The organism is Planctomycetota bacterium (assembly GCA_016235865.1).
Lineage (GTDB): Bacteria > Planctomycetota > MHYJ01 > JACQXL01 > JACQXL01 > JACRIK01.
The window spans coordinates 115955-137798 of record JACRIK010000027.1; the positions used below are offsets into that span (position 1 = coordinate 115955).

Sequence of the window (21844 nt, forward strand, 5' to 3'; positions counted from 1 at the left end):
AGTCAATCATATAATAATGAAGAGGGTATTATCGATTTTAGGCATCATTGTTCTGATGAGCGGATGCCAGTCAGCGCCTGAAGAAAATCTGGTGACTGTTCCGCAGGAAACGCCCCTGGTTGAGCCGGCGCCGGTTATCCCAAAGAAGGTGTCAGTGTCCAAGTCGCCGTTGAAGCCGCAGTTTATCAGCCTGGAAGAGCGCGAGAAGAAACATATCAGCGAGGCGCTGGAGATGATGGGAAATTCCAATCCGGGATTTAAAAAAGACCTGGTGGATGATGATTACCGGCTGGAGATGGTTCAGGATTCGCTGCACCAGCCGATAGAACTGGTTTCTGAATGCGATATGCTGGATGAAAAATGGCGCCGGGTCGAAACCATGGCCGCCGCCCTGCAAATCCAGATAGATCAATTGGGCAAGTGGTGGGTTGTAAGTCAGACTGAAAACGCGCCATTGAAGGCGTCTGGCCAAAAGGGTATAAATGTGGCGTCTGTTGTCAGCCAATGCCCGCAGGAATTACGTCCGATTCTGGAACGACTTCTGCCGGCCATTGAGGAATCGCGCCTGCTTCTGGACAAGGCATTCAACGACCTGACGCCTGAGCACCGGAAACACCTGATAAAGAATATTATTCCCCAGATGCTTTTGGATAGCGACAAGACCAAGGAGGGTTTTCAGATAGAGGCCGAGAAGGTTAAGCTACAGTTAGCCCTGCCCGGCGCCCAGACCGTCACCCAGGGACGCGATGTCATCAGCCCTGAAGACGTGGCTATGCTCAGATTGGCGTTTGACGTAAACTTCGGATATCTCCATCAGGCCGGCACGTCTTTGGCCTCGGCCGTGGATGACGCAATCGAGATGCTCAAAGCAATTCCGCCGGAACGCCTTAAACAGATGACCGGTAGATTGCTCTACGCAAACACGCCTTACGGGCCGGTGATAATCAACGGCGCGCAGAATGATGTCTGTAATGAGGATGCACTGTTGATAATCGACCTGGGCGGCAATGACCGCTATCTTAACCACGCCGGCGGCAGTGTCAACGGTATCTCGGTCCTTATTGATTTATCCGGCGATGATGACTACGTGTCAGTCCAGAAATTTTCCCAGGGCGCGGGCCTGTTCGGCATCGGTATCCTGGCTGACTTATCAGGCAGCGATACCTATCAGGCCGGGAGTTTCAGCCAGGGCGCGGGATTATTCGGCATCGGCATCCTGGCTGATTCCGGCCCGGGTGCGGATACGTTTTCAGCCGACACCTTCTGTCAAGGGGCCGGCGGTTGGGGCATCGGCATTCTGGCTGACAAACTCGGCGATACCAGATACTGCTCGCGCACCTTTTCCCAGGGTCTGGGCTGCACCTTGGGTACCGGCGCGCTGATTGACTACGCCGGAGACGATTATTATATTTCCACCGGCACCATCCAGAACGACCGGCCTTACAGCATGAGTCAGGGATTCGGCCAGGGTAATCGGCCTATTGCCTCAGGCGGGGTCGGCACGCTCATCGATTACCAGGGCAACGACCATTACAGCGCTTGTTTCTACGCCCAGGGCTGCGCTTATTGGTACGGCCTGGGCATCCTGATTGACAACAACGGCAATGACCGCTATGACGCCCAGGTCTATGCCCAGGGCTGCGGGATTCATCTGTCCACCGGTGTGCTGATTGACCGCAACGGCGCTGATTTCTACAACTGCACCTATGGCGGCAATGCCCAGGGCGCGGCCCACGACCTGGCCGTCGGCATCCTGGTGGATAAAAACGGGACCGATACCTATGTCGGCAAAGGCAACAACCAGGGCTCGGCCATTACCAATTCATTCGCTCTCTTTATTGATGACAGCGGTGACGATGTCTATTACACCACGCCCAAAGGCGGGCAGGGCTTTGGCGGCAGCGCCCGGAGTTATGGCAGCATGGGCATTTTTCTTGATTTGTCCGGCAACGATTTCTATTCCGAGCAATACCTGAACGAAGACGGCAAGACCGGCAACAACAAGAAATGGCTCCGGGGCGACAAGGGCGTGGGCATAGATACGGAATAAGACCTACACGTCAAACACCACTTCGGCAGTATAACCCGCTGTGGTTTTCTTTATGGCCAGATTGTGGAATGTCACGGCCTTAATCTCGGTCTTGATAACGTGGCGCTTGGGGTCGTAGGGCTGACCGGCGATTATTGCGGATAGAATTACGCGTTGAGCGTCATGTCCCGCTTTCAGCGGGATAAACTCCGAACGTTCTGCGTTACCGACTTGGATATCCTGAATCTTTACCTTCGCCAGAAGATTATTCTCTATGGTGAATTCCCTTAAGAGCCTGCTCAGGAATTCATTGAGCAACTCCTCATTATTAATTGCTTCGACGGAAATGGTCCGCTCAAAGTCCGGCTGCACCTTTTTAATGTCGCAGAGCAGGTCAAACAGGGCAAAGGCACCGTCCTCAAATATGCCTTTCAGTGTCTTGTTGCTCAGCCGGATGCCGATGTCAGCCGTGTGGTCGGTTAATTGGTAGCGCATATTATAAGTATGCAGTATACAGGATACAGTATACAGGTCAACAGAAAGAAAAACAATGGTTTTGGTTGACTTGCCGGATTTATAATTCATAATTAAATCAATATGAAGAATATTACAGCGATGGTACTTGTCGGCGCGGCGCTTATGGGTTGTTCGCTTATCGCGGTCACTTCGTGTTCGTCCGTTGAGATATCAGACATTGCCTCGCCTAATCCCGATTCCCGGCGCCAGGCCCTGGATTTGATGGCCTCGGAAAAAGACCCGTCCAAATACTTCGGGCTGTTCATGGAGGTGCTGGAAAAGGACGGCGACGCCATGGCGCGCGCCCAGGCCGCCTACTACCTGGGTAAGTTCCAGCATAAGCCGGCCATTGCGCTCCTGATAAAAGCCACCGAAGACAGCAGTATCTTTGTCAAGCAGGAGGCGGTCTGGGCCCTGGGCGAGATAAAGGATGCCGCGGCCCTGCCCACGCTGCTGGTCTTGCTGGAAAAGAACAGTAATATTGAAGTCCGCAAACGCGCCGCCGACGGACTGAAGAAGCTCAACGACCCCAAGGCCGTGGACGGACTGATTGAACAGCTGGATGACATCAACCAGACTGTGGCTTACGCATCGCTCCAGGCGCTTAAGGCCATTACCAAGCAGGACTTCGGCAAGGATATCAAGCAGTGGGAAAAATGGCGGGAAAGCCAACCCAAAAACAAATAACACAATGATATCAGCATTCCTGCCTAAGAAAATCAAATACACCGGCCGGCAGCTGACCTCGCTCTGGGCCTACCGGAATTTCGGCCTGCAGGGCGACAGCATTGTAGCTTTTGTCGGACCGTGTAATATCCCTTTTAAGCTGATGGCCGATGTCGAGGACGTTCGCGGCCGGCATAAAATCTATTCCTCGCTGATGCTTCATTTCATTATTGAGCACTTTGACTGCGACCTGGAAAAAGCCGTTTTAAGGCAGAGGCTGCTGGCCGGTATCGTCAAGGAGACGCTGGAAGGCAACCACAGATTGCACAGATTACGCAGAAGAGGCGATGATTTATACGATGGCGCCGCCAAACTTTCCATCTCCGTTGCCACGGCCTCGCCGGTCTCAACCATGATTCATTTCGCAATTAATATCGAGACCAAACACACCCCGGTCAAGACCGCCGGGCTGAACGATTATAAAGTAAATCCCAGGCAATTCGCCCTCAAAATAATGCAGGCCTACACCGAAGAGATGCAGGGCGTCAAACAGGCGCGCTGCAAGGTTAACTGGGTTAAATAATGAATCCTGACAAATCACCCGCCGCCATAGACGCTCCGATGCCTGCGGATGCGGAGCGCCCCGTATCGTCCGTGACGCATCGGGACGCCCTGAAGATATTCGCCCTGTTCCTGGTTTTCTGGTTCGCCATGAGTTATCTGAGCCACGTCTTCATAAAGGCGCCGCCCAAAACACCGCTCGGGCTGCTCTATACGCTCTGCTTCAGCCATATCCTGGGAATCGGCGTGCCGGTCGCGGCCTATATTTATTCCAAAGGTTATAACTTCAAGGAAACGCTTAGCCTGCGCCCGGTGGCTATAACGACCCTGTTCCTCGTCTCTTTTATCAGCATTATCTTTTTCGTGGCGCTTAATGTATTCCAGGGATTGATTGAACCATTCTTCAAGCCCTATGCCGACGATATGATTGTTTACCAGGAGTTTTTCATTGGCCTGGCCTCGGCCAGCCGCTCGCCAATTAATGTTTTCCTGCTCGTATTGGGCGTTGGTATCATCCCGGCCGTGGCTGAGGAGATGCTCTTCCGCGGCATAATCCTGAGCGGATTGAAGAACTCTTCCACCGCCACCAAAGCCATAGTCCTTTCCGGTCTGCTGTTCGGAATCATCCATCTCTTCCCGCCCCAGGTGGTGGTGGTCAGCCTGCTGGGAATATTCTTCGGGATCCTGACCGTCCGGACCAATTCGATTGTTACCAGCGTCTGGTGCCATTTCCTGAACAACACCATGATAATCGGCATTATACTGGTTACATAACGAAAGAACGGGGGATTGGAATTTAATTGATAGGGGTTCTTCCGTTTATTAGTTCTTTGGTTCTTTAGTCGGATGCTTACGGCAGGAAGACTGCGGCAGCTACGACCGAGGTCCAGCGGTTCTTTTCCCCGATAGCCGATTGGGTATTGTGTGTGGTCTTGACGATCCGGTTGCTTAGTTTCCAGATTTCCTTCTTCTTGTCCCAGGCCGCGTCCGCGTCGAACTCAATGCCTAATGTGGTGGCCAGCATCGAGGCGGCCAGGTCTTCGGCATAATCGCCGGCCAGGTCTTCGGTCTCGCCGAAACTGGAATGCTCTGACAGGTATCCGAACTGGTTATGGTCCGAGGGAATAGCCAGTCCGACCGAGGCCGAGATCAGCCGGCGGTGTTCGTTGGTGGCGTTGCGTGACAGGACGCAGAAGATAATCTGGCCGTCGCGCATCTTCTTCAGTCCCTTCTCGCGCGGAATCAGGATACAGTGGGGCGGGAAGATGCTGGAAACGTGCACCAGGTTCAGCCGGGCAATCTGGGCGTCGCGCAGCGCTTCCTCGAACGAGGCCAGTTCTTCCTTGTGCCGGCCCACGCCTTTGGTCAGAAACACTTCTCGGGGTGTAAAAGACATATCAGTTATCCAGTCATTTGGTCAACCAGTCCACCAGTCAATCCTGTTTTGACAGGACGAACCGGCAGACCGGCTGACCATTAGACGTTAATACATATCCTCGCCGCCGTATCCGCCGCCCTGCGGCATGCCCGGCATCTTGTCCTTCTTCTCGGGAATCTCGCCGATGACTGCTTCGGTGGTCAGGAGCAACGCGGCCACGCTCGAGGCGTTTTCCAAAGCCGAACGGACCACCTTGGTCGGGTCAATGATGCCGGCCTTGAACATATCCACATATTCCAGCTTATCGGCGTCAAATCCGGTATTCTGCTTTTCTTCAATCACCCGCTGGACCACGACCGCGCCGTTGGAGCCGGCGTTGTCGGCAATCTGTTTCAGGGGCGCTTCCAATGCCCGGCGCACGATATCCACTCCGGTCATCATATCGCCGGTGACCCTGACCTTATCCAGCGCCTTGAGAGCGCGCAGCAGGGCCACGCCGCCGCCCGGCAGGATGCCTTCCTCGACCGCGGCCTTGGTGGCGTGCAGCGCGTCGTCGATGCGCATTTTCTTTTCCTTCATCTCCACTTCGGTGGCCGCGCCGACGTTAATCTTGGCTACGCCGCCGGTCAGCTTGGCCAGCCGTTCCTGGAGCTTTTCCTTGTCATAATCTGAGGTGGTGGTTTCCATCTCCTTGCGGATCTGGCCTATTCTGCCCTGGATGTCGGCCGTCTTGCCCGCGCCTTCGATAATCGTGGTGTTCTCCTTGTCAATCACCACCTTCTTGGCCTTGCCCAGATAATCTAAGTCAATCTTTTCCAGGTCAATGCCCAAATCCTCGAAGATGGCCTTGCCGCCGGTCATAATGGCCACGTCTTCCATCATCGCCTTCCGGCGGTCGCCGTAACCCGGTGATTTCACGGCCGCGATTTTGAGCGTGCCTCTCAGGCGGTTGACGACCAGGGTCGCCAGGGCCTCGCCCTCGACGTCTTCGGCCAGGATTAACAGCGGCTTGCCGGTCCGGGCCGTCTTTTCCAGCAGCGGCAGCATATCCTTGATGGCTGAAATCTTTTTCTCATATATCAGGATGTAACAATCCTCCAGGATGGTCTGCATATTATTCGGGTCGGTGATGAAGTAGGGCGAGATGTAACCCTTGTCGAACTGCATGCCCTCGACCCATTCCACGTCGGTCTTTAAGGACTTGCCTTCCTCGACTGTGATAACGCCGTCCTTGCCGACCTTTTCCATGGCCTCGGCAATCATATTGCCGATTTCCTTGTCGTTATTGGCCGCGATGGTGCCGACCTGGGCGATTTCTTCCTTGCCCTTGACCTTGACGGACATCTTTTTCAGTTCCTCAACCACGGCCTCGACCGCCTTCTCGATGCCTTGCTTGAGAGCCATGGGATTGGCGCCGGCCACCACGTTCTTGAGCCCTTCGGTAAAGATGGCTTCAGCCAGCACGGTCGCGGTGGTGGTGCCGTCTCCGGCCACGTCACTGGTTTTGGAAGCCACTTCCTTGACCATCTGGGCGCCCATATTCTCAAAGGTATCCTTGAGTTCGATTTCCTTGGCCACGGTCACGCCGTCCTTGGTAATGGTCGGCGCGCCGAACTTCTTTTCCAGGATGACGTTGCGCCCGCGCGGTCCGAGCGTGACCTTAACGGCCTTGGCCAGGGCGCTCACGCCCCGCTTGATCGCCTCTCTTGATTCCTGGTCGTATATGATTCTCTTAGCTCCCATGTTATTTGTCTCCTCTTAGTCGCTGTTAGCCCGTACGGGCGTTATCAGCGACTTATCCCGCCTGTCCCGAATTTATTTCGGGAGCAGTATTTGTCGGGACAATTATGTTATTAATCTACCACGGCCAGAATATCCTCTTCGTTCATAATGAGGTATTCTTTATTGTCGATTTTTACTTCACTGCCGGCAAAAGAGGTGAAAATCACTCTCTCGCCTACTTTAACGGACGGGGTGGCCCGGTCGCCGTTGTCCAGCAGCTTGCCCTGTCCGATGGCGATGATTTTGCCTTCCTTGGGCTTTTCCTTGGCGTTGTCCGGCAGGACGATGCCGCCCTTGGTCTTGTTTTCCGGTTCGATCCGCTCCACGATGATCTTGTCGCCGATTGGTTTCAGTTTCATTTTTGCTATCTCCTTCGTTAGAGATTGTTCGAGTCCCGCAGGGACGAGTTACAAACTCTTACGTCCCGCAAAATTGCGGGATACTCGTTTACTTTCCGCGCACAAACGCGGATTGGTCATTATAAAGATATTTACGGAATTGTCAAGGATTTTTTTCAGATTGGCGTAAAAAAATGCAACCACAGATTTCATTGATTACACAGATAAGGGTAGTTTAATTCTTTGTGACCTTAGTGTTCTTTGTGGTTAATTAATCGGTGGGATCTGCGGAATCTGCTTGCACTGAGCGTCAGCGAATGTGCTCTACGCTAAAGCACCGCGCCCCTTGCCCCGTTAGAGATAGTGGCGTTATGGACGCCACGTCTAATAGGAACTCATAATATAAGTGAAAGGGTAATTTTTATTGCGGCAAAAATACTCAGGGTTTTGTTATAGGTATCTCTAACGGGGTTGGATATTTCCTTGATAGTTTATAAGACCGCTCCCTTTGATATAACCACAATCCCGCCCGGGCTGACGGTGAACCGCTGTTTATCGTCTTCTATATTATACCCGATTTGGGCGTGTTCCGGAATGACCACGTCTTTGTCGATGATGGCGTTCCTGATTTTGGCGTAGCGGCCGACCGTCACGTTCTCGAACAGGATGGAATTGGTTATCTTGGAAAAACTATGTATCCGGACATTAGGCGACAGGATGGAGTTGCTGACCTGTCCGCCGCTGACGATGCAGCCCGGCGAGACCATGGAATCCAGGGCCGTGCCGATGCGCTCCGGCTGTTCGCCGCCGGCAAACACGAACTTGGGCGGCGGCAGGGGCGGCCGGGCCGTATGAATCGGCCAGTCGCTGTCATAGAGATTCAGCAGCGGAGTCACGCTGACCAGGTCCATATTGGCCTGGTAATAGGCGTCGATGGTGCCGACGTCGCGCCAGTATTTGGCCTGCTTTTTGTTCTCGTCCACGAAATTGAATGCCAGGGTCTTGTATCTGCCCAGTGACTTGGGGATGATATCCCGGCCGAAATCGTGCGAACTGTTCTTGTCCTGCTCATCCTCATTGAGCAGTTTATAGAGCACCTCGGTCTTGAAGACATAGATGCCCATGGAAGCCAGGCAGGAGTTGGGATTGGTAGGCAGGGTCCGGGCGTCCGGGCAGGCCGGCTTTTCCGCGAAACTGACGATGTTGTTGGCGCCGTCTATCTGCATGATGCCGTAGAGATTCGCGGTCTCGCGCGGCACCTCGATGGCCGAGACCGTAATATCGGCATTGCTGTCCCGGTGGGCCCGCAGGATATAACTGTAATCCATTTTGTAGACATGGTCGCCGGCCAGGATGAGCACGTATTCCGGATTCTCCTTCTCGATGGAATAGAGATTCTGGTGCACCGCGTCGGCCGTGCCCAGGTACCAGCGGTCCGAGACGCGCTGCTGGGGCGAGATGGGCTCGATGTATTCGCCCAGCGACTGGGACAGGAAATTCCAGCCCTCGCGGATATGCCGGTTCAGGGACACGCACTTATACTGGACCAGGACCAGGATCTTGCGCAGGTTGGAATTGATGGCGTTGGACAGCGAGAAATCAATGATCCGGTAGATACCGCCGAATGGGACGGCCGGCTTGGTCCGGTCGCGGGTTAACGGCTCCAGCCGTTCGCCTTTTCCCCCGGCCAGGACCACCACCATCACCTTCTTAAGCAGTTTTACCATGGGAATATATTATTATATAGTAGCCGGGGAGTCAAGGAAAATAAACCACAGATAATCGCTAACGCGCCTGTCCCGGCAGTATTTGCCCGTTCCGGGTTCTCGCCCTGAGAACCCGTCAGGGTTCGTAGGGTCGGGAGTCTCTGCGGTGTTCCGATAACTTCGGGGCTACGCCAAGAATCTGTTATTTTAAGGTTGACAGAAACTGAAAAAGTGCTATAATCTTTTGGCACGAAAGGATATTCTATGACACAGATTAAAATCGTGGTTGAAAAGCACCCTGATGGTTATGTCGCATATCCGTTAGGCCTGAAGGGCGTGGTGGTCGGCCAGGGCAATACCTACGAACAGGCGCTGGCTGATGTAAAATCGGCCATTCTTTTCCATATCAAGACCTTTGGCAAGGCGGTCCTGAAGGTAGAACCGCGGATTCTTGATGCCTTTGTGGCCGAAGCAGGAGTAAAGGTTTAATGAGCAAGTTTCCGGTTGATGCCCATAAGCGAAAGGTGGTCAAGGCATTAGAAACACTGGGGTTCCAACTGGTCAGGGAAAAAGAGCACATCGCCATGCTCCGTAAAAACCCGGATGGAACATCCACGCCGCTAACCATGCCCAATCATCCCAGGATAAAGGCGTCCACCCTCAGGACCATCTGCACCCAATCAGGCATCGACCGGGACGAATTCCTGGATGCTTACCAGAAAGCATAAGGATGTCACCAAAAGACACAAAGAATTCTCAGTGTCCTCTGTGCCGGAGTTTACACTGAGCAGATTCGATTCTCTCACTGTAAACTTAGCGAATGTGTGGCTAATCTGCGTAATCGGTGGCCCTGTGCGTAGCACTGGTCGGGAGTACCTACTGGAATGCACCGGGTACATCTGTGGTTTACACCACATACCCTAAAATGTAGATTACCAATTCCGTCGAATTTACTCCGGCTACATAGGCTTGTCTTAGAGCCAGTTAGGAGTCTGCAAGGACGACCTTTACTGGCTCTTAGATCCCGGCAGTCTTTGCCGGGGCTACCTCATACAACATAACCGAGTATGTAGATTACCAATTCCGTCGAATTTACTCCGGCTACATAGGCCTGCCACAACAGAGTTCTATCGGCCGCCACCGGCATCAGGACTGACCCGCCGTTGCTAATCCCCCCAAAATTAACTGGCGGAGCCATGACCTGCAAGGCATACTCCGCTCCCACCTGGCGAAAGATGTAGGCCATCATCCCTCCATCGGTATAACTCTGGGTGATACAGGCGATGGAGACAATCACGCCCTTGGTGCCAGTCGGAATAATCGCCGAGAGGTCAACAGTTGCAGGTTGCGTTGTTGCAGTAATCCCGCCCAGGTCAAGGGCCGTAGCCGGCGCCGGAAGCATCGTCAACGTATTCCCGCCGCCCACGCCCGGGGCCAGCTTGGCCGCTGTAACTGATGCGTTCACGAGTTCGCTGGTCCCGACAGAATTCGCCGCCATCTTGGCCTTGGTTACTGAACTCGTTGCCAATTTAGCTGTGGTGATACCGGCATCCGGTATCTTGGAGCCGATAACCGCATTATCCTGTATCTTACTCGTCCCCACACTCGCATCTTGTATCCGGTAACTGCATTATCCCTTATCTTCTCCGTTGTCACTGCCTGATTCGCCAGTTCATCCGTATCAACCGCCGCCGTCTTGATATGCCGTTTCTCCACGCAATTATCAGCCAGCTTGGCCGCGCTGATGGAATTATCCGGTATGCCCACGGCCGGAACATCATCCCCCAGCTTAGCCAGCGTCACGGCCTTATCCGCAATATCCTCAGACCGGATAGTGGCGTTCTTAATCTTAGGCGAGGTCACCGCGTCATTGGCGATTTTATCCTCAGTCACGGCTGACTCCGTAATCTGCGGCGTAGTCACCTGGGTGTTTGTAAAATATGTTTGTCTGTATGTCATAAATCAAATCCTTTTCTTAGAGGCTGTTAATCCGTCAGGATGTCACAGCCTCTTAGACCCCCGCGTTTCGCGGGGGACACATTAATGTAGCGTGGTCGGGCCCCGCCCCCGTATGGGAGCGGGACCACTCACGCTGTTGTTTTACACCAGCACTATCCTCGCATGTAACTTAAATTCCGGGTCAGCAAATTCATACTGTAACAAAGAGTCTACAGCCAGTCCTCCGACCACAAATGGTTTTACCCCTGTAGCCGAAAACCGGTTAGCCAGGTCCACCAGCCGGTCGTTCTGGTCCGCGATTTCCGTTGCCTCCATATCCGCCTTGAGAATGGTTATGCCGGTCGAAACCAGCAAACTGCTCAGGGCCGAACGGAACTGCTGCCTCAGGCCCGAGGCCGTAAAATCATACGGTTGTCCGGCCAGCACCTCCATATGCTTGGTCATCTTACTGGCCTTGGCGTCCCCGGTCATCCAATAAAGAACCTGGGGCGCAATCCGGCCCCGGATTTTATCACCCGTTATTCTCAGGATACCCTGGCCGGCCTTTTCAGCCCAGCGGTCCTTGGCATTATTGACCCGGTCCTTAAAGCGCTTGGCCTCAACGCCATCAACAGTGGCGAATGCCGCCTCGTAGTTCTGCATGAACTTGTTATACCCGTTGGCTAATCCCTTATAATGGGCCCGCTGGATATTCTTCTGGGTCTTGCCCGCCTCGGACACAAAGCCCGGGGCAATCATGGGATTCCATTTCTGGTTAGCCGGCTGGGCCACCTTGGACTGGTATTCGCCGTCAAAGGGCAGGACCTCGAGCATCCGGTCATGCATGCGCATGGCGTTATTACTCAGTCCTTCGGCCCAACGTTCCGGCATATCCCCGGCCGGTTCCACGTTTAATGGTATAGTCACCAGCAAATCCAATTTAATTTCGTCTGCCATTTTACTTACTGTTAGACCGCAGGGAGTTACAGTAAGTTATCCCGATGCATATCGGGGAAAACTATTCTGCATCCCATACAGCCATCACAGCCTCCTTTTAGAGCCAGTAGAAGCATAGCGACGTACTGGCTCTTATCCCGATAGTTTTTATCGGGGTTATTGTAACAGCCGGGCGGCTGGCTGCGTCTTGCCGGCCCTATTCAAGCCCCGTACCCGTACGGGTGCGGGGAAGCCTGACGCCTATAGCCAGCCACACCGAACTGCAAATTTATTTATTTATCCTCTTCTGGATTATGGTCAGCACGATATCAATTACCGTCCGAATAACCCGCTTCCAAAAATCAGATATTAACTTAGGCATATCTGCCTCCGTTTCATTAAAGGGCTTAATTGCCCCTCTATAGATACAGGCCATCGGAAAGGTTTTGCCGATGTTGGCCTGTTTTGGATGAGGGCGTTTTGGCTTAACTCGTGAAATGGCCGGGGGATAAAATTTCTGCTTAATTTTCAGGGTCGGAAAGGTTTTGCTAGAGCCAGTAGGAATGAAATGACATACTGGCTCTTGTGCCAGCATGCATTAGCATGCACTGGTACCGGAGTTGTAAGATATACCCAGCGCCGTATTTATCTTTGCGATAATCTTGTTCTTCCGGTTCAAAAGAGTCCGGTCACTGATCCGCAGCGCTTCAGTTAACAGCTTATTATCAATGACCATGTTGTTCCGTATGGCCGTCAGATACGCCATCTTGATTAGTTCCGTGTCCTCGGCATCCAGGCTGATGAGCAATGGAGCGAACCGGAATATCAGCACGTCAAAAGAAACCGGCCGGCCGGCCTCAGGAACAGCCTGGTCTAAATCTTTTTCAAACGAGTTGTCAGCATTTTTATCATAGGCACCCATACCGCCTCCCCCATAATCAGGCCCCTTGTCAAGTTTTTATCAAAAACGCCTGATTTCTTCGGCTATCCTCTTATTTTCAGGAAGGTTAAAAAATTTTGGCCTATCCTCTTAACCGGCAGAAATTTAAGGCAAAAAACCGCTCTTTTCCGGTGAAACCCACCCAAAATCGCCATACCCAAATATTTTGTAAAAAATTTTTCGCCGGGGGTGTAGGAACCTGTGGCGGACAGGCTTATTTTCGAATAGCTTGATGCCCCTTTTCGAATAGATTGATACCCCTTTTCGAATGGACCGATACCCGTTTCCGAATAGCCCGATACCGGTTTTCGAATGGAGACGCTCTCCTTTTCGCGCAGGGATATCCCCGTTTTCGAATAGAGATACCATCCTTTTCGCGTGGAGGTATACCCGTTTTCGAATGGAGATATCCTCCTTTTCGCGCAGGGGTATCCCCGTTTTCGAATGGCGATATCCTCCTTTTCGAATGGCCATACCCCCCTTTTCGAATGGCTCTATCCCCGTTTCCGAATGGCGACATCCTTTATGTGGCTGGAGGGGGTAGGGGTGTAGGTAACCCCCCCCTGTAAAAGTGACAATTTTTGTCGCTTTGAGCATCCCTGTGCGAAGCACTGGTCGGCTCAGCATGGCGTCAAGCCAGCGCACCGGGCCCTTTGCAAAGCAATGGTCGGGAGCACGCCAAAGGCGGCGCACCGGGAGGCACTCTCTACGTCCCCTGTATTCCGTATATTTACTTATATCTTATCACTTATAACTTATAACTTTCAAGGGGGATGGCTACTATATATGAAGACCGGATGGCCTCAAGCCAGGGCGGATTTGATAATCTTGAAATTCTCGGCGCTGTAATAACCCCGGTCTGCCGGCTCCAGAAGCGAGCCGAGCTTGACCGTATAATCTTTTTTGGTAAAGGACTCTATCACCCGCAGGATTTTTTCCGCCTCAGCCGGTGCCGCGTCCGGCTTAATCCCTTTTTTAATCAGGAATTCGATATCAAAGGCGTCGCGGATTTCCTTCCGGCTGAGCAAGGCGGCTATCTTGGCGCGCATCATCTCTTCCGGCGCCGCGGTCCGGACATAAACCTGCCGGTCCGCATACGGGCTGTAGGCAATCGATTGCGCGGTCTTTATCAGCTTCGGCTCTTTCCTGATTTCTATCTTCAAACTGCGCGGATAATCAGGCGATTTTATTTCAAAAAGCATGGTCTGGAATTTATCGGCCGAATCCCGGAGCTGGTAAAATCCGGCCAGTTCGGCCCGGATTTTGCGGTAAAGCTTCTTCTGGTCGGTATCGCCGGTCAGCCAGAAATCCAGGTCAACCGAAAACCGGTTCAGCCCGTAACACAGCCTGAGCATCGTCCCGCCGATAAAGATAAGCCGGTTTAGGACCCTGATGCTGTTGAGTTTTTCCAGCGCCTCTAATTCAAACCGCTCGTGTTTCTTTAAATCTTGCATAACTCCCTCGCAATCCGCCCGGTCCGGGCCGGGAATGGTTTCAGGATGGTTTTAAGCCTCTTTTTATCCAGTCCGCCCAAATCAAGCGAACTGAAATCAATCTTATATTTACCGGCCGAATAAAGATAGACCGCGTCCAGAAATGCCTTTTCCGGGGTGGCGATGAAAAACCCGTCTTGCTTGACGAACCCGGAATAATAATCTGGTTTGATTTTATAGAAATTAAAAGCCGTGTCCCGGACCTGATACCGGACCGAGCGTTTTATTGAAACGCTCTCGAAGAAATTACGCTGGACCTGGGTGGTCACCCCGTAAAAAGCCAGGGCGGTCATGAAAGAGATATAAGACGGCACCTGGATCAGGTTGGCCAGGCGGAAGAACTCCGGGGTTTCCAGCGACGGCCATTTCTGGCCGGCCACATACATATTATTCTTCAGGCGGACAAAAGCGCCGGCCTGGGCATAGCGGGTAGCCAGGACCCGGGCCGAGGCCGGCTGTATCCCGGCCGTCCGGGCCAGTTCCTCCACCGTGAAAAAAAGCGTGCCCTGCAATTTCTGTAACAACTGGTAATTCATATAATCGGTTAAATCAGCTCAATCCGCTTACCTTCCAGGGATAGATAATTAACAATAATGATAACTATATATATTTACTGCAAATGTCAAGAAAAATCATAGGGAGATTAAAAATTGTCACTTTGCGCATGAAACGGGCTGTTTTACAAAAACGGTGCCTTAAAAGTCAGATATTTAGAGGATTACCGGGCGTGGTGTGTGTCACCGGACCGGCGCTCCTCAGCTCCTTTCTCCTGGGACACCCTCCTTCGCCCTTTGGGTTTTTTCCGGTGACACCCTTTCGCTGCGTATTTACTTTTCCGTGCGTTCCGGAATTTGGGGGACACCTTACTTAATTATCTTTTATTTTTTTACCTTTGTTTTGCGTTTGGCTGCTTTGACCTTCTTTGCCCGGATAATCTTTATCTTGACCGGCCCGATAAGTACTTTACCCTGGATTTGATGTTCATCGTGGTGCATATGCTTTTATCCTATCATTTTGCTTGGATTTGAGCAAGGAAAAGGGAATAAGGATGCAGTATATAGAAGGTAATATGTAGGGTAAAATCCGCTCTGCGGCCTGTCTACTGCTTAGGGGCGCCTCGTGGGGCAGACCACTAATTTTAAAGCACTTGCTTCATAAGGGTTCTAAGGCACAGTTTCGCTTACCTAACAAAAGTAATATCAAAAGTAATATAATAAGAGCGTTTGTTTGGTAGTCGCGTCCGGACTTGGAGTCACAATTTGTGACTTCAAATCGTTAATTTTGGACTAGGCGAAGATATCGGCCCAGTTGGCCGGAATGGGCTTGGGGAACCCGGGCTCAGCCGCGTCCGCGCCTTCCAAATCAAAGCGGATGTATTCCGGACCGGAGAACAGGAAGACCTTGCCGTTGTCCGAGCGCTGGAAAGCAACGTCAATGCGTTTGAAGTTAACGCCGGGCCAGTTGCCTGCGATGGGTTTGGGATAGCCGGGTTCAATCAGGCCCGGGACCTTTGGGTTCAGCCGGTAGTAGTTCTCGCCGGAGAAGACGAAGATGTGCCCGGTTTTTGCTCTCTGGAATACGGCGTCGATTTTCATAACTGCCTCCTTTGGTTATTATCTCACATCTCCGATGACACACACCAGCCGGCCAACCCTTTAGCTGCGCGCCTTTTATAACGCGGTTTTAGTAAAACGCCCCTGTTTACTGCTGATGCTTCAGATTTTTGTACCCAGTGCGCTCCCCGAAATCTTTCGGGGTGCTCCTGACCATTGCCTACGGCAAAGGGCCATTGGCCTTTTTCACGGTTATGGCTGATTTAAGAGGTATCATAATAAATCTGTCAGTTACACCGGCGGACAATTTGTCCGATTATTCTTGTCGGGGGTAAACCGGGGACACCGCGTCCGGCGCTTGTCAATAATTTACTCAATTGATTGAGTAAATTGTTAATTCCGGAGACAACCGCCTTCGCCCTTTGGGCGAAGTTTATCCCCCGCTTCGGCGGGGGAGGCGGGCAAGCATTTGTTCAGCGCAATCCCTTTATCTTTTCAATAGCTTTTTGACTTCCTTTTCAAAGTCGGACTCAATCGGCTGGGTTTTATTGTATTGGGTGTACTCGGCCAGCGCTTTTTTATCCGCCGCTTCCTTGGATATTGTTCCCTTTCCGCCCAGTATCTTATACTCGTTAAAGCTCAAAAACCGGTTGACGCCATCCACAAACTCGGCCATGGTAAATGCCCGCCTGTTTTCAATAAGGTTTTCGATGTAGTCAAAGAATCCCGATATGGTCCGCTCCAGTTTCCTGATTTCCTTGGCCGGCAGATAATTCTTGGCTATGACCACGTCAGCCGGCAGGATTCTGCCTTTAGGGGAATTTTTCCAGGTGGTCAGCCCCATAAACGGCAGTTTCTTATCCGCCTTGGCGCCGATAATCTCGGCCGCGGTCCGGCCGGTAATGGCATAGTGGAATTTGTTCTGCACCGTAGCGAAGAAGTCCCTGGTCGTCTGGGAATTGGGGTCGTAGTCAATACTGCATTCGGCGAAGATATCGGTGATTTGCAGATAAATCCGCCGCTCGCTGGCTCTGATGGAGCGGACCCGCTCCAGCAATTCCCGAAAGTAATCCTTGCCAAAGACCCGCTGGCCCTGCTTAAGCCGTTCATCGTTCAGGACAAATCCCTTGGTGATGTATTCTTTCAGGACTTTGGTAGCCCAAATGCGAAACTGAGTCGCGCGTTTGGAATTAACCCGGTATCCCACGGCGATAATGACGTCAAGATTATAGAGTTTCAGCGTTCTTTTGATACTCCGCCCGCCTTCTTCTTGAACTACCGAGGAATCCTCGGATGTTGAACGGGCATCCAATTCGCCTTCGGCAAATATGTTTCGTAAGTGCAGGGCGATATTATCCACACTGCAATCGAACAGCAGAGCCATCATCTTTTGGCTCAGCCAAACGGTTTCATCCCGCAGAAAGACATCCAGCTTGACATCGCCATCCGGCGCGGTATAAAGAATCAGCTGATTCTTGTTTACACCCTGGGATAGCGACAATTTCTTGGAGTCGGGATGTGACTTCTTCTTTTTCATAGCTTCTTAATCCTACCATTTCCTTTAGATTTGAGCAAGTATTATTTCCGGTTGGGCGGGAGGGTTACTTATTCTCCTGGGACACCCTTCGGCTTCGCTCCCCGCTGGGGCGGGACTCCGCTGTCACTACGCAGGGCAGGCACACCTAACCCTACATCCCTTTATCTATGCGCCTGTACCCTCCTCGTGGGACACACACCTCGCCAGGAAACCCTTTATCTGCGCGGACTTGAGGGCACAGTTTGTTGACCTGCGTGCCCCGAATGCTTTCGGGGTACTCGGAGTCACGCTAACGCTTAGAGCCCGGGTACGCTTTAGCCACTGGCTAAATGCTGACCGATGGCGCCGAAGCGCCATGGCGCCCTTATGGCGCTCACCAGTGCTTTGCACAGGGCGCGGACGCTGTTTTATAGATTCGCTAAGTTTACCCTGTCCGATGGACTCTCCGATGCTGCCGGATACGGAGTCCGATTCACATCGGACCGAAGAGTCATACGGACTCCTTCGGAGAGTATTCCGAAGGGGTTGACTACAAGCTCAAACGCCCGTTTCTTGATGTTATAACAACAAGATTTCCTGCCAGTTATAGTTGTTTACATTTTTTTGAATGTGCCGACCGGAAGATTGCGATATTATATTGAGCGGTAACTTGACGCCCGGTAAATCCCTCTTAGCCCTGATTAATGATGCGGCGTGCTTCGGGAAAATCGTCGCGCCGCTTTTGATTTCAAATAAATGCAATTTCTGGTTTAGTTCTATGACCAGGTCTATTTCCAGGCCGTCCCGGGTCCGCAAATAATATAATGAAGTCAGGCCGCCATGGTTCAAATACCGTTTCCAGAAATCGGTAATTACCATGGTCTCGAAAAGATGCGGGAAATAGGGGCTGTTAAGCAGCGACCGGCTGTCTCTGATGCCTAATAAATAGCAAGCCAAGGCGGTGTCGTTGAAATATATCTTCGGGCTCTTGACTAAGCGCTTGCCGATGTTTTTGTAATACGGATAAAGCAGCAATACCTGATAACCGGTTTCCAGCATGGAAATCCAGCGCTTGCCGGTGGGCACGGAAATGCCGATTTCCCGGGCTAATTCGGAGATGTTCAGAATTTGCCCGGTCCGGGTGGCGCACAGGCGCAGGAATCTTTCAAACTGGTTTAAATCGCCGACCTGCGAAAGGTTGCGGATGTCGCGTTCCAGATAGGTCGAGATGTATGACCCGCACCAGAGTTCCCGGTTGACCGATGGCCGGCTGGCTATTTCAGGGTAATTGCCCCTTAATATCAAATCGGCGATAGAAAGATTTTTATCAACCCGATCAGGTCGAGCCGGCAGATTATTCAAGAGTCCGCGCATATCCAGGGATGGCTGACCCCGGCCGGTTCTTTCAGCCAGGGAAAACGGCAAAAGCGTCAACACGGCTACCCGGCCGGCTAATGATTCGCTGACCCCGTGCATCAGGGAAAAATTCTGAGAGCCGGTTAATATCCAGAACCCGGGTTTGCGTTTGGCGTCTATCCGGGTTTTAATATATGACAGGAGCTCCGGGACGTATTGTATTTCATCGAATAGCACCGGCCCGGCGCATTGGTCGATAAAACTGCGCGGGTCGGCCTTGGCCCGGGTCCGGGTGTCCGGGTCTTCCAGATTTAAATAATCATGGGAGTCTTTTAACAGATTCTTAAGCAAAGTGGTTTTCCCGGATTGGCGCGGTCCGGTCAAGACCAATGCCGGGAATGATTTAATCGCCTTTTTAACGGTTTTAGCCAGAATCCGATATCTCATCATGGCATTAATATACCCTTAATATTTAATATGTCAAGTTAAATATTAAGGATAAATAAATTATTCCAAACACCTGCCGCCAACCGGACGCTGGGTTTAGTGACACACACCTTGCCGGTCATGCCAGCGGCAGATCCGCTTCAGGCGGACAATTCCTTTATTTCCGCGCCTTTCAGAACCCGGTTTTCCTGAAACGCATCTCGCCGGTCCTATTTTATCAGCGCGATTTTCAAGGCGTCTTCGAGATTGTCTATCAACCTAAAGTTTAACCCTTTGAGGATGTGCTCGGGGATTTCCTTGAGGTCTTTTTCGTTTTCCCTCGGCAGGATGATGGTCTTGATTCCGGCCCGGCGCGCGCCAATCACCTTTTCCTTAATACCCCCGACCGGCAGGATCTTGCCCCTCAGGGTTATCTCGCCGGTCATGGAGACATCGTTGCGGATGGGTTTGTTGGTGAAGAGCGATGTGAGGGCCACGCCGATGGTCACGCCGGCAGACGGCCCATCCTTGGGTATGGCCCCGGCCGGGACGTGGATATGGATATCATAGCCGTTGAAGGCGCTGTCCGGGACCTTGAGCGATTTGGAGTGGCTCCGGATGTAACTTAAGGCGGCCCGGGCTGATTCCTTCATCACGTCGCCCAGATGCCCGGTCAGGATCAGGCCGCTATTGCCCTTCATCCGGGTGGTTTCGATAAACATAATCTCGCCGCCGATGGGAGTCCAGGCCATGCCGGTAGCCACGCCGATATCCGGCTTGCGGCCGGCAATCTCGGCAAAGAATTTAATCGGCCCCAGGAATTCCTCGATGTTCTGGGCCGTGGGCCTGGGTGCCGGCTTGGCCGGGGTTTTTTGCCCCATCAGGGACGCCTTATCCTTGGCGACCTTGCGGCAAACGGTGGCGATTTCGCGCTCCAGGTTGCGCACCCCGGCCTCGCGGGTATAGTCCGTGATAATCTTGAAGAGCAGGTCGGGCTTGAATTCGATGTCCTTGGTATCCAGGCCGTGTTCGGCCAGTTGCTTGGGCACCAGATGCTCCTGGGCGATTTTGACCTTTTCCTCGGCAATATAGCCGGGCAGTTCCAGGACCTCCATCCGGTCGCGCAGGGCCGAGGGAATGGTGTCCAGGATATTGGCCGTGGTGATGAACATGACCGATGACAGGTCAAAGTCCACTTCCAGATAGTGGTCTGAGAATGAGTTGTTCTGTTCCGGGTCCAGGACTTCGAGCAGGGCCGAGGCCGGGTCGCCCCGGAAATCCATGCCGATTTTGTCCACCTCGTCCAGCATAAAGACCGGGTTCCTGGAGCCGGCCTTGCGAATCCACTGGATGATGCGGCCCGGGAGCGCGCCGATATAGGTCCGGCGATGCCCGCGGATTTCGGCCTCGTCACGCACGCCGCCTAATGAAAAGCGGACGAACTTTCTCCCTAAGGCCCGGGCAATGGATTTGCCCAATGACGTCTTGCCTACGCCCGGCGGCCCGGCAAAGCACAGGATCGGGCCTTTCATATCTGTTTTTAGCTTGCGCACGGCTAGGTATTCCAGGATGCGGGTCTTGACTTTTTCCAGGCCGTAGTGGTCTTCGTCCAGGATTTTTTCAGCTCGGTTGATGTCGAGATTATCCTCGGTCGCCACGGCCCAGGGCAGGTTAATCAGCCAATCCAGATAGGTCCGGGCCACGGTGTATTCGGCCGAGGAGGGATGAATCCGGCTCAAGCGGTTGAGTTCCTCATCGGCAATCTTATGGGCCTCGGCCGGCAGTTTGGCCTTGTCCAGCTGTTCCTTTAACTTGGGGATTTCGGTATTCTTGCCCTCGCCTTCGCCCAGTTCGCGCTGGATGATGCGCATCTGCTCGCGCAGGATTTGCTCGCGCTGGGCCTTGGTGATTTCGTCCTTGATTTCGGTCTGGATGCGGTTGCCCAGGCGCATCACCTCGGCTTCGCGGTTTAACAGCCGGATTAAGCGCTCGAGTTTTTCCTTGACCGAGTTCAATTCCAGGACGCGCTGTTTTTCCTCCATCGGGAAATTCATATTGGAGGCGATGAAATAGCACATGGTCAGGGGCGAGGAGATGTTCATGGCGGCTAATTTAAGTTCGTCCATGGGCAGGTAGGGAATCTGCTTGACGATTTCCATGAAGAGATTGATGGCGGTGCGGGACAGGGCCTCGATTTCGGCGCTCCGGTCCACGGTTTCCTTGGCAATCAGCACCCGGGCCTTGAGATAGGGCTTGCGCTCGACGATGCCTTCCAGCTTGATGCGCTCGATGCCCTGGACCAGCAGCCGGGTGGTGCCGTCCGGATATTTGAACATCTTGGCCACCTCGACCCGGCAGCCGTATTCGTATAAATCGGTCGGCTTGATGTCCATCTCCACCGGAATGACCGGCGGTTCCTTGGGCACGGGCGGCACAGTCAGGCCTTCCGCGGGCGGTTCGGTAATTTCTTCTTCGGCTGAGAAGTCCTCCATCTCGTCTTCGTTGGTTATGCCGGCAATATCGCGTTCCTGCAGGGCGGACGGTTTGATGGCGATGAATCCGAAGGTCTTGGTGGTGGCGACCACGTCGTCCACCAGTTGGACCGCCTCTTTCTGGGAGATAATCAGGGGCAGGACCGTGCCCGGATAGACAATCAGGTCCCGGATGGTCATGATGGGCAGTTCCATGGTCACCTTGTTGGGCAGTGCCG

Annotated in this window: 21 protein-coding genes; 6 read left to right on the plus strand and 15 right to left on the minus strand. The window is 52.8% G+C overall.

The window, feature by feature from the left end; translation table 11 throughout:
* Positions 1-16 precede the first annotated feature (16 nt).
* Positions 17-2050, plus strand: coding sequence for a hypothetical protein (locus tag HZA49_08730; GenBank protein ID MBI5779524.1), 2034 nt, complete (start codon positions 17-19; stop codon positions 2048-2050).
* A 3-nt stretch (positions 2051-2053) separates the two neighbouring features.
* On the opposite strand, the gene HZA49_08735 is transcribed toward HZA49_08730, so the two are convergent.
* On the minus strand, positions 2054-2614 hold the full coding sequence (locus HZA49_08735; protein ID MBI5779525.1) for an archease: 561 nt from the start codon (positions 2612-2614) through the stop codon (positions 2054-2056).
* Positions 2615-2626: 12 nt separating this feature from the next.
* Between HZA49_08735 and HZA49_08740 the strand changes: the two genes are divergently transcribed.
* The 3 genes from HZA49_08740 to HZA49_08750 are packed head-to-tail and all read left to right on the plus strand — an operon-like array spanning position 2627 to position 4546.
* Positions 2627-3232 carry a HEAT repeat domain-containing protein gene (locus tag HZA49_08740; GenBank protein ID MBI5779526.1) on the plus strand — a complete coding sequence of 202 codons (606 nt, stop codon included), beginning with the start codon at positions 2627-2629 and terminating at the stop codon, positions 3230-3232.
* 4 nt (positions 3233-3236) lie between these two features.
* Entirely contained in the window at positions 3237-3794 is a 558-nt protein-coding gene (locus HZA49_08745; protein MBI5779527.1) for a DUF366 family protein, read from the plus strand.
* On the plus strand, positions 3794-4546 hold the full coding sequence (locus tag HZA49_08750; protein ID MBI5779528.1) for a CPBP family intramembrane metalloprotease: 753 nt from the start codon (positions 3794-3796) through the stop codon (positions 4544-4546). The genes HZA49_08745 and HZA49_08750 overlap by 1 nt, the downstream gene beginning before the upstream one ends.
* 76 nt (positions 4547-4622) lie before the next feature.
* Here HZA49_08750 and HZA49_08755 read toward each other — a convergent pair whose 3' ends face one another.
* The 4 genes from HZA49_08755 to glgC all read right to left on the minus strand — a co-directional run bounded on the left by HZA49_08755 (position 4623) and on the right by glgC (position 8997).
* Positions 4623-5168, minus strand: a complete 546-nt coding sequence (locus tag HZA49_08755; GenBank protein ID MBI5779529.1) for an arginine decarboxylase, pyruvoyl-dependent — start codon at positions 5166-5168, stop codon at positions 4623-4625.
* Between the two features lie 87 nt (positions 5169-5255).
* Positions 5256-6893: a chaperonin GroEL gene (gene groL, locus HZA49_08760; protein MBI5779530.1), complete on the minus strand. Its 1638-nt coding sequence runs from the start codon at positions 6891-6893 to the stop codon at positions 5256-5258.
* 110 nt (positions 6894-7003) lie between these two features.
* Complete coding sequence (gene groES, locus HZA49_08765) at positions 7004-7291, minus strand: co-chaperone GroES (protein MBI5779531.1); 288 nt, start codon at positions 7289-7291, stop codon at positions 7004-7006.
* A 470-nt stretch (positions 7292-7761) separates the two neighbouring features.
* Positions 7762-8997 carry a glucose-1-phosphate adenylyltransferase gene (glgC, locus tag HZA49_08770; protein MBI5779532.1) on the minus strand — a complete coding sequence of 412 codons (1236 nt, stop codon included), beginning with the start codon at positions 8995-8997 and terminating at the stop codon, positions 7762-7764.
* 243 nt (positions 8998-9240) lie between these two features.
* Between glgC and HZA49_08775 the strand changes: the two genes are divergently transcribed.
* Complete coding sequence (locus HZA49_08775; GenBank protein ID MBI5779533.1) at positions 9241-9465, plus strand: type II toxin-antitoxin system HicB family antitoxin; 225 nt, start codon at positions 9241-9243, stop codon at positions 9463-9465.
* Complete coding sequence (locus tag HZA49_08780; GenBank protein MBI5779534.1) at positions 9465-9704, plus strand: type II toxin-antitoxin system HicA family toxin; 240 nt, start codon at positions 9465-9467, stop codon at positions 9702-9704. Before HZA49_08775 ends, HZA49_08780 begins: the two co-directional genes overlap by 1 nt.
* 320 nt (positions 9705-10024) lie before the next feature.
* Here the strand turns inward: HZA49_08780 and HZA49_08785 are convergent, their stop codons facing one another.
* The 10 genes from HZA49_08785 to lon form a co-directional block, all read right to left on the minus strand.
* Complete coding sequence (locus HZA49_08785) at positions 10025-10579, minus strand: hypothetical protein (GenBank protein MBI5779535.1); 555 nt, start codon at positions 10577-10579, stop codon at positions 10025-10027.
* The gene (locus HZA49_08790; protein ID MBI5779536.1) at positions 10486-10935 is read right to left on the minus strand and encodes a hypothetical protein; all 450 of its coding nucleotides are present in this window, start codon (positions 10933-10935) and stop codon (positions 10486-10488) included. The genes HZA49_08785 and HZA49_08790 overlap by 94 nt, the downstream gene beginning before the upstream one ends.
* 141 nt (positions 10936-11076) lie before the next feature.
* On the minus strand, positions 11077-11871 hold the full coding sequence (locus HZA49_08795) for a hypothetical protein (protein ID MBI5779537.1): 795 nt from the start codon (positions 11869-11871) through the stop codon (positions 11077-11079).
* A 577-nt stretch (positions 11872-12448) separates the two neighbouring features.
* Positions 12449-12772 (minus strand): hypothetical protein, encoded by a 324-nt coding sequence (locus HZA49_08800; protein MBI5779538.1) that lies wholly within the window; start codon positions 12770-12772, stop codon positions 12449-12451.
* Positions 12773-13593: 821 nt separating this feature from the next.
* Positions 13594-14244: a nucleotidyl transferase AbiEii/AbiGii toxin family protein gene (locus HZA49_08805; protein ID MBI5779539.1), complete on the minus strand. Its 651-nt coding sequence runs from the start codon at positions 14242-14244 to the stop codon at positions 13594-13596.
* Positions 14232-14819, minus strand: coding sequence for a hypothetical protein (locus HZA49_08810; GenBank protein MBI5779540.1), 588 nt, complete (start codon positions 14817-14819; stop codon positions 14232-14234). The genes HZA49_08805 and HZA49_08810 overlap by 13 nt, the downstream gene beginning before the upstream one ends.
* A gap of 750 nt (positions 14820-15569) precedes the next feature.
* The gene (locus HZA49_08815) at positions 15570-15878 is read right to left on the minus strand and encodes a hypothetical protein (GenBank protein MBI5779541.1); all 309 of its coding nucleotides are present in this window, start codon (positions 15876-15878) and stop codon (positions 15570-15572) included.
* A gap of 445 nt (positions 15879-16323) precedes the next feature.
* Complete coding sequence (locus HZA49_08820) at positions 16324-17373, minus strand: virulence RhuM family protein (GenBank protein ID MBI5779542.1); 1050 nt, start codon at positions 17371-17373, stop codon at positions 16324-16326.
* A 558-nt stretch (positions 17374-17931) separates the two neighbouring features.
* The gene (locus HZA49_08825) at positions 17932-19158 is read right to left on the minus strand and encodes an ATP-binding protein (GenBank protein ID MBI5779543.1); all 1227 of its coding nucleotides are present in this window, start codon (positions 19156-19158) and stop codon (positions 17932-17934) included.
* 206 nt (positions 19159-19364) lie between these two features.
* Positions 19365-21806, minus strand: coding sequence for an endopeptidase La (lon, locus tag HZA49_08830; protein ID MBI5779544.1), 2442 nt, complete (start codon positions 21804-21806; stop codon positions 19365-19367).
* Positions 21807-21844 lie beyond the last annotated feature (38 nt).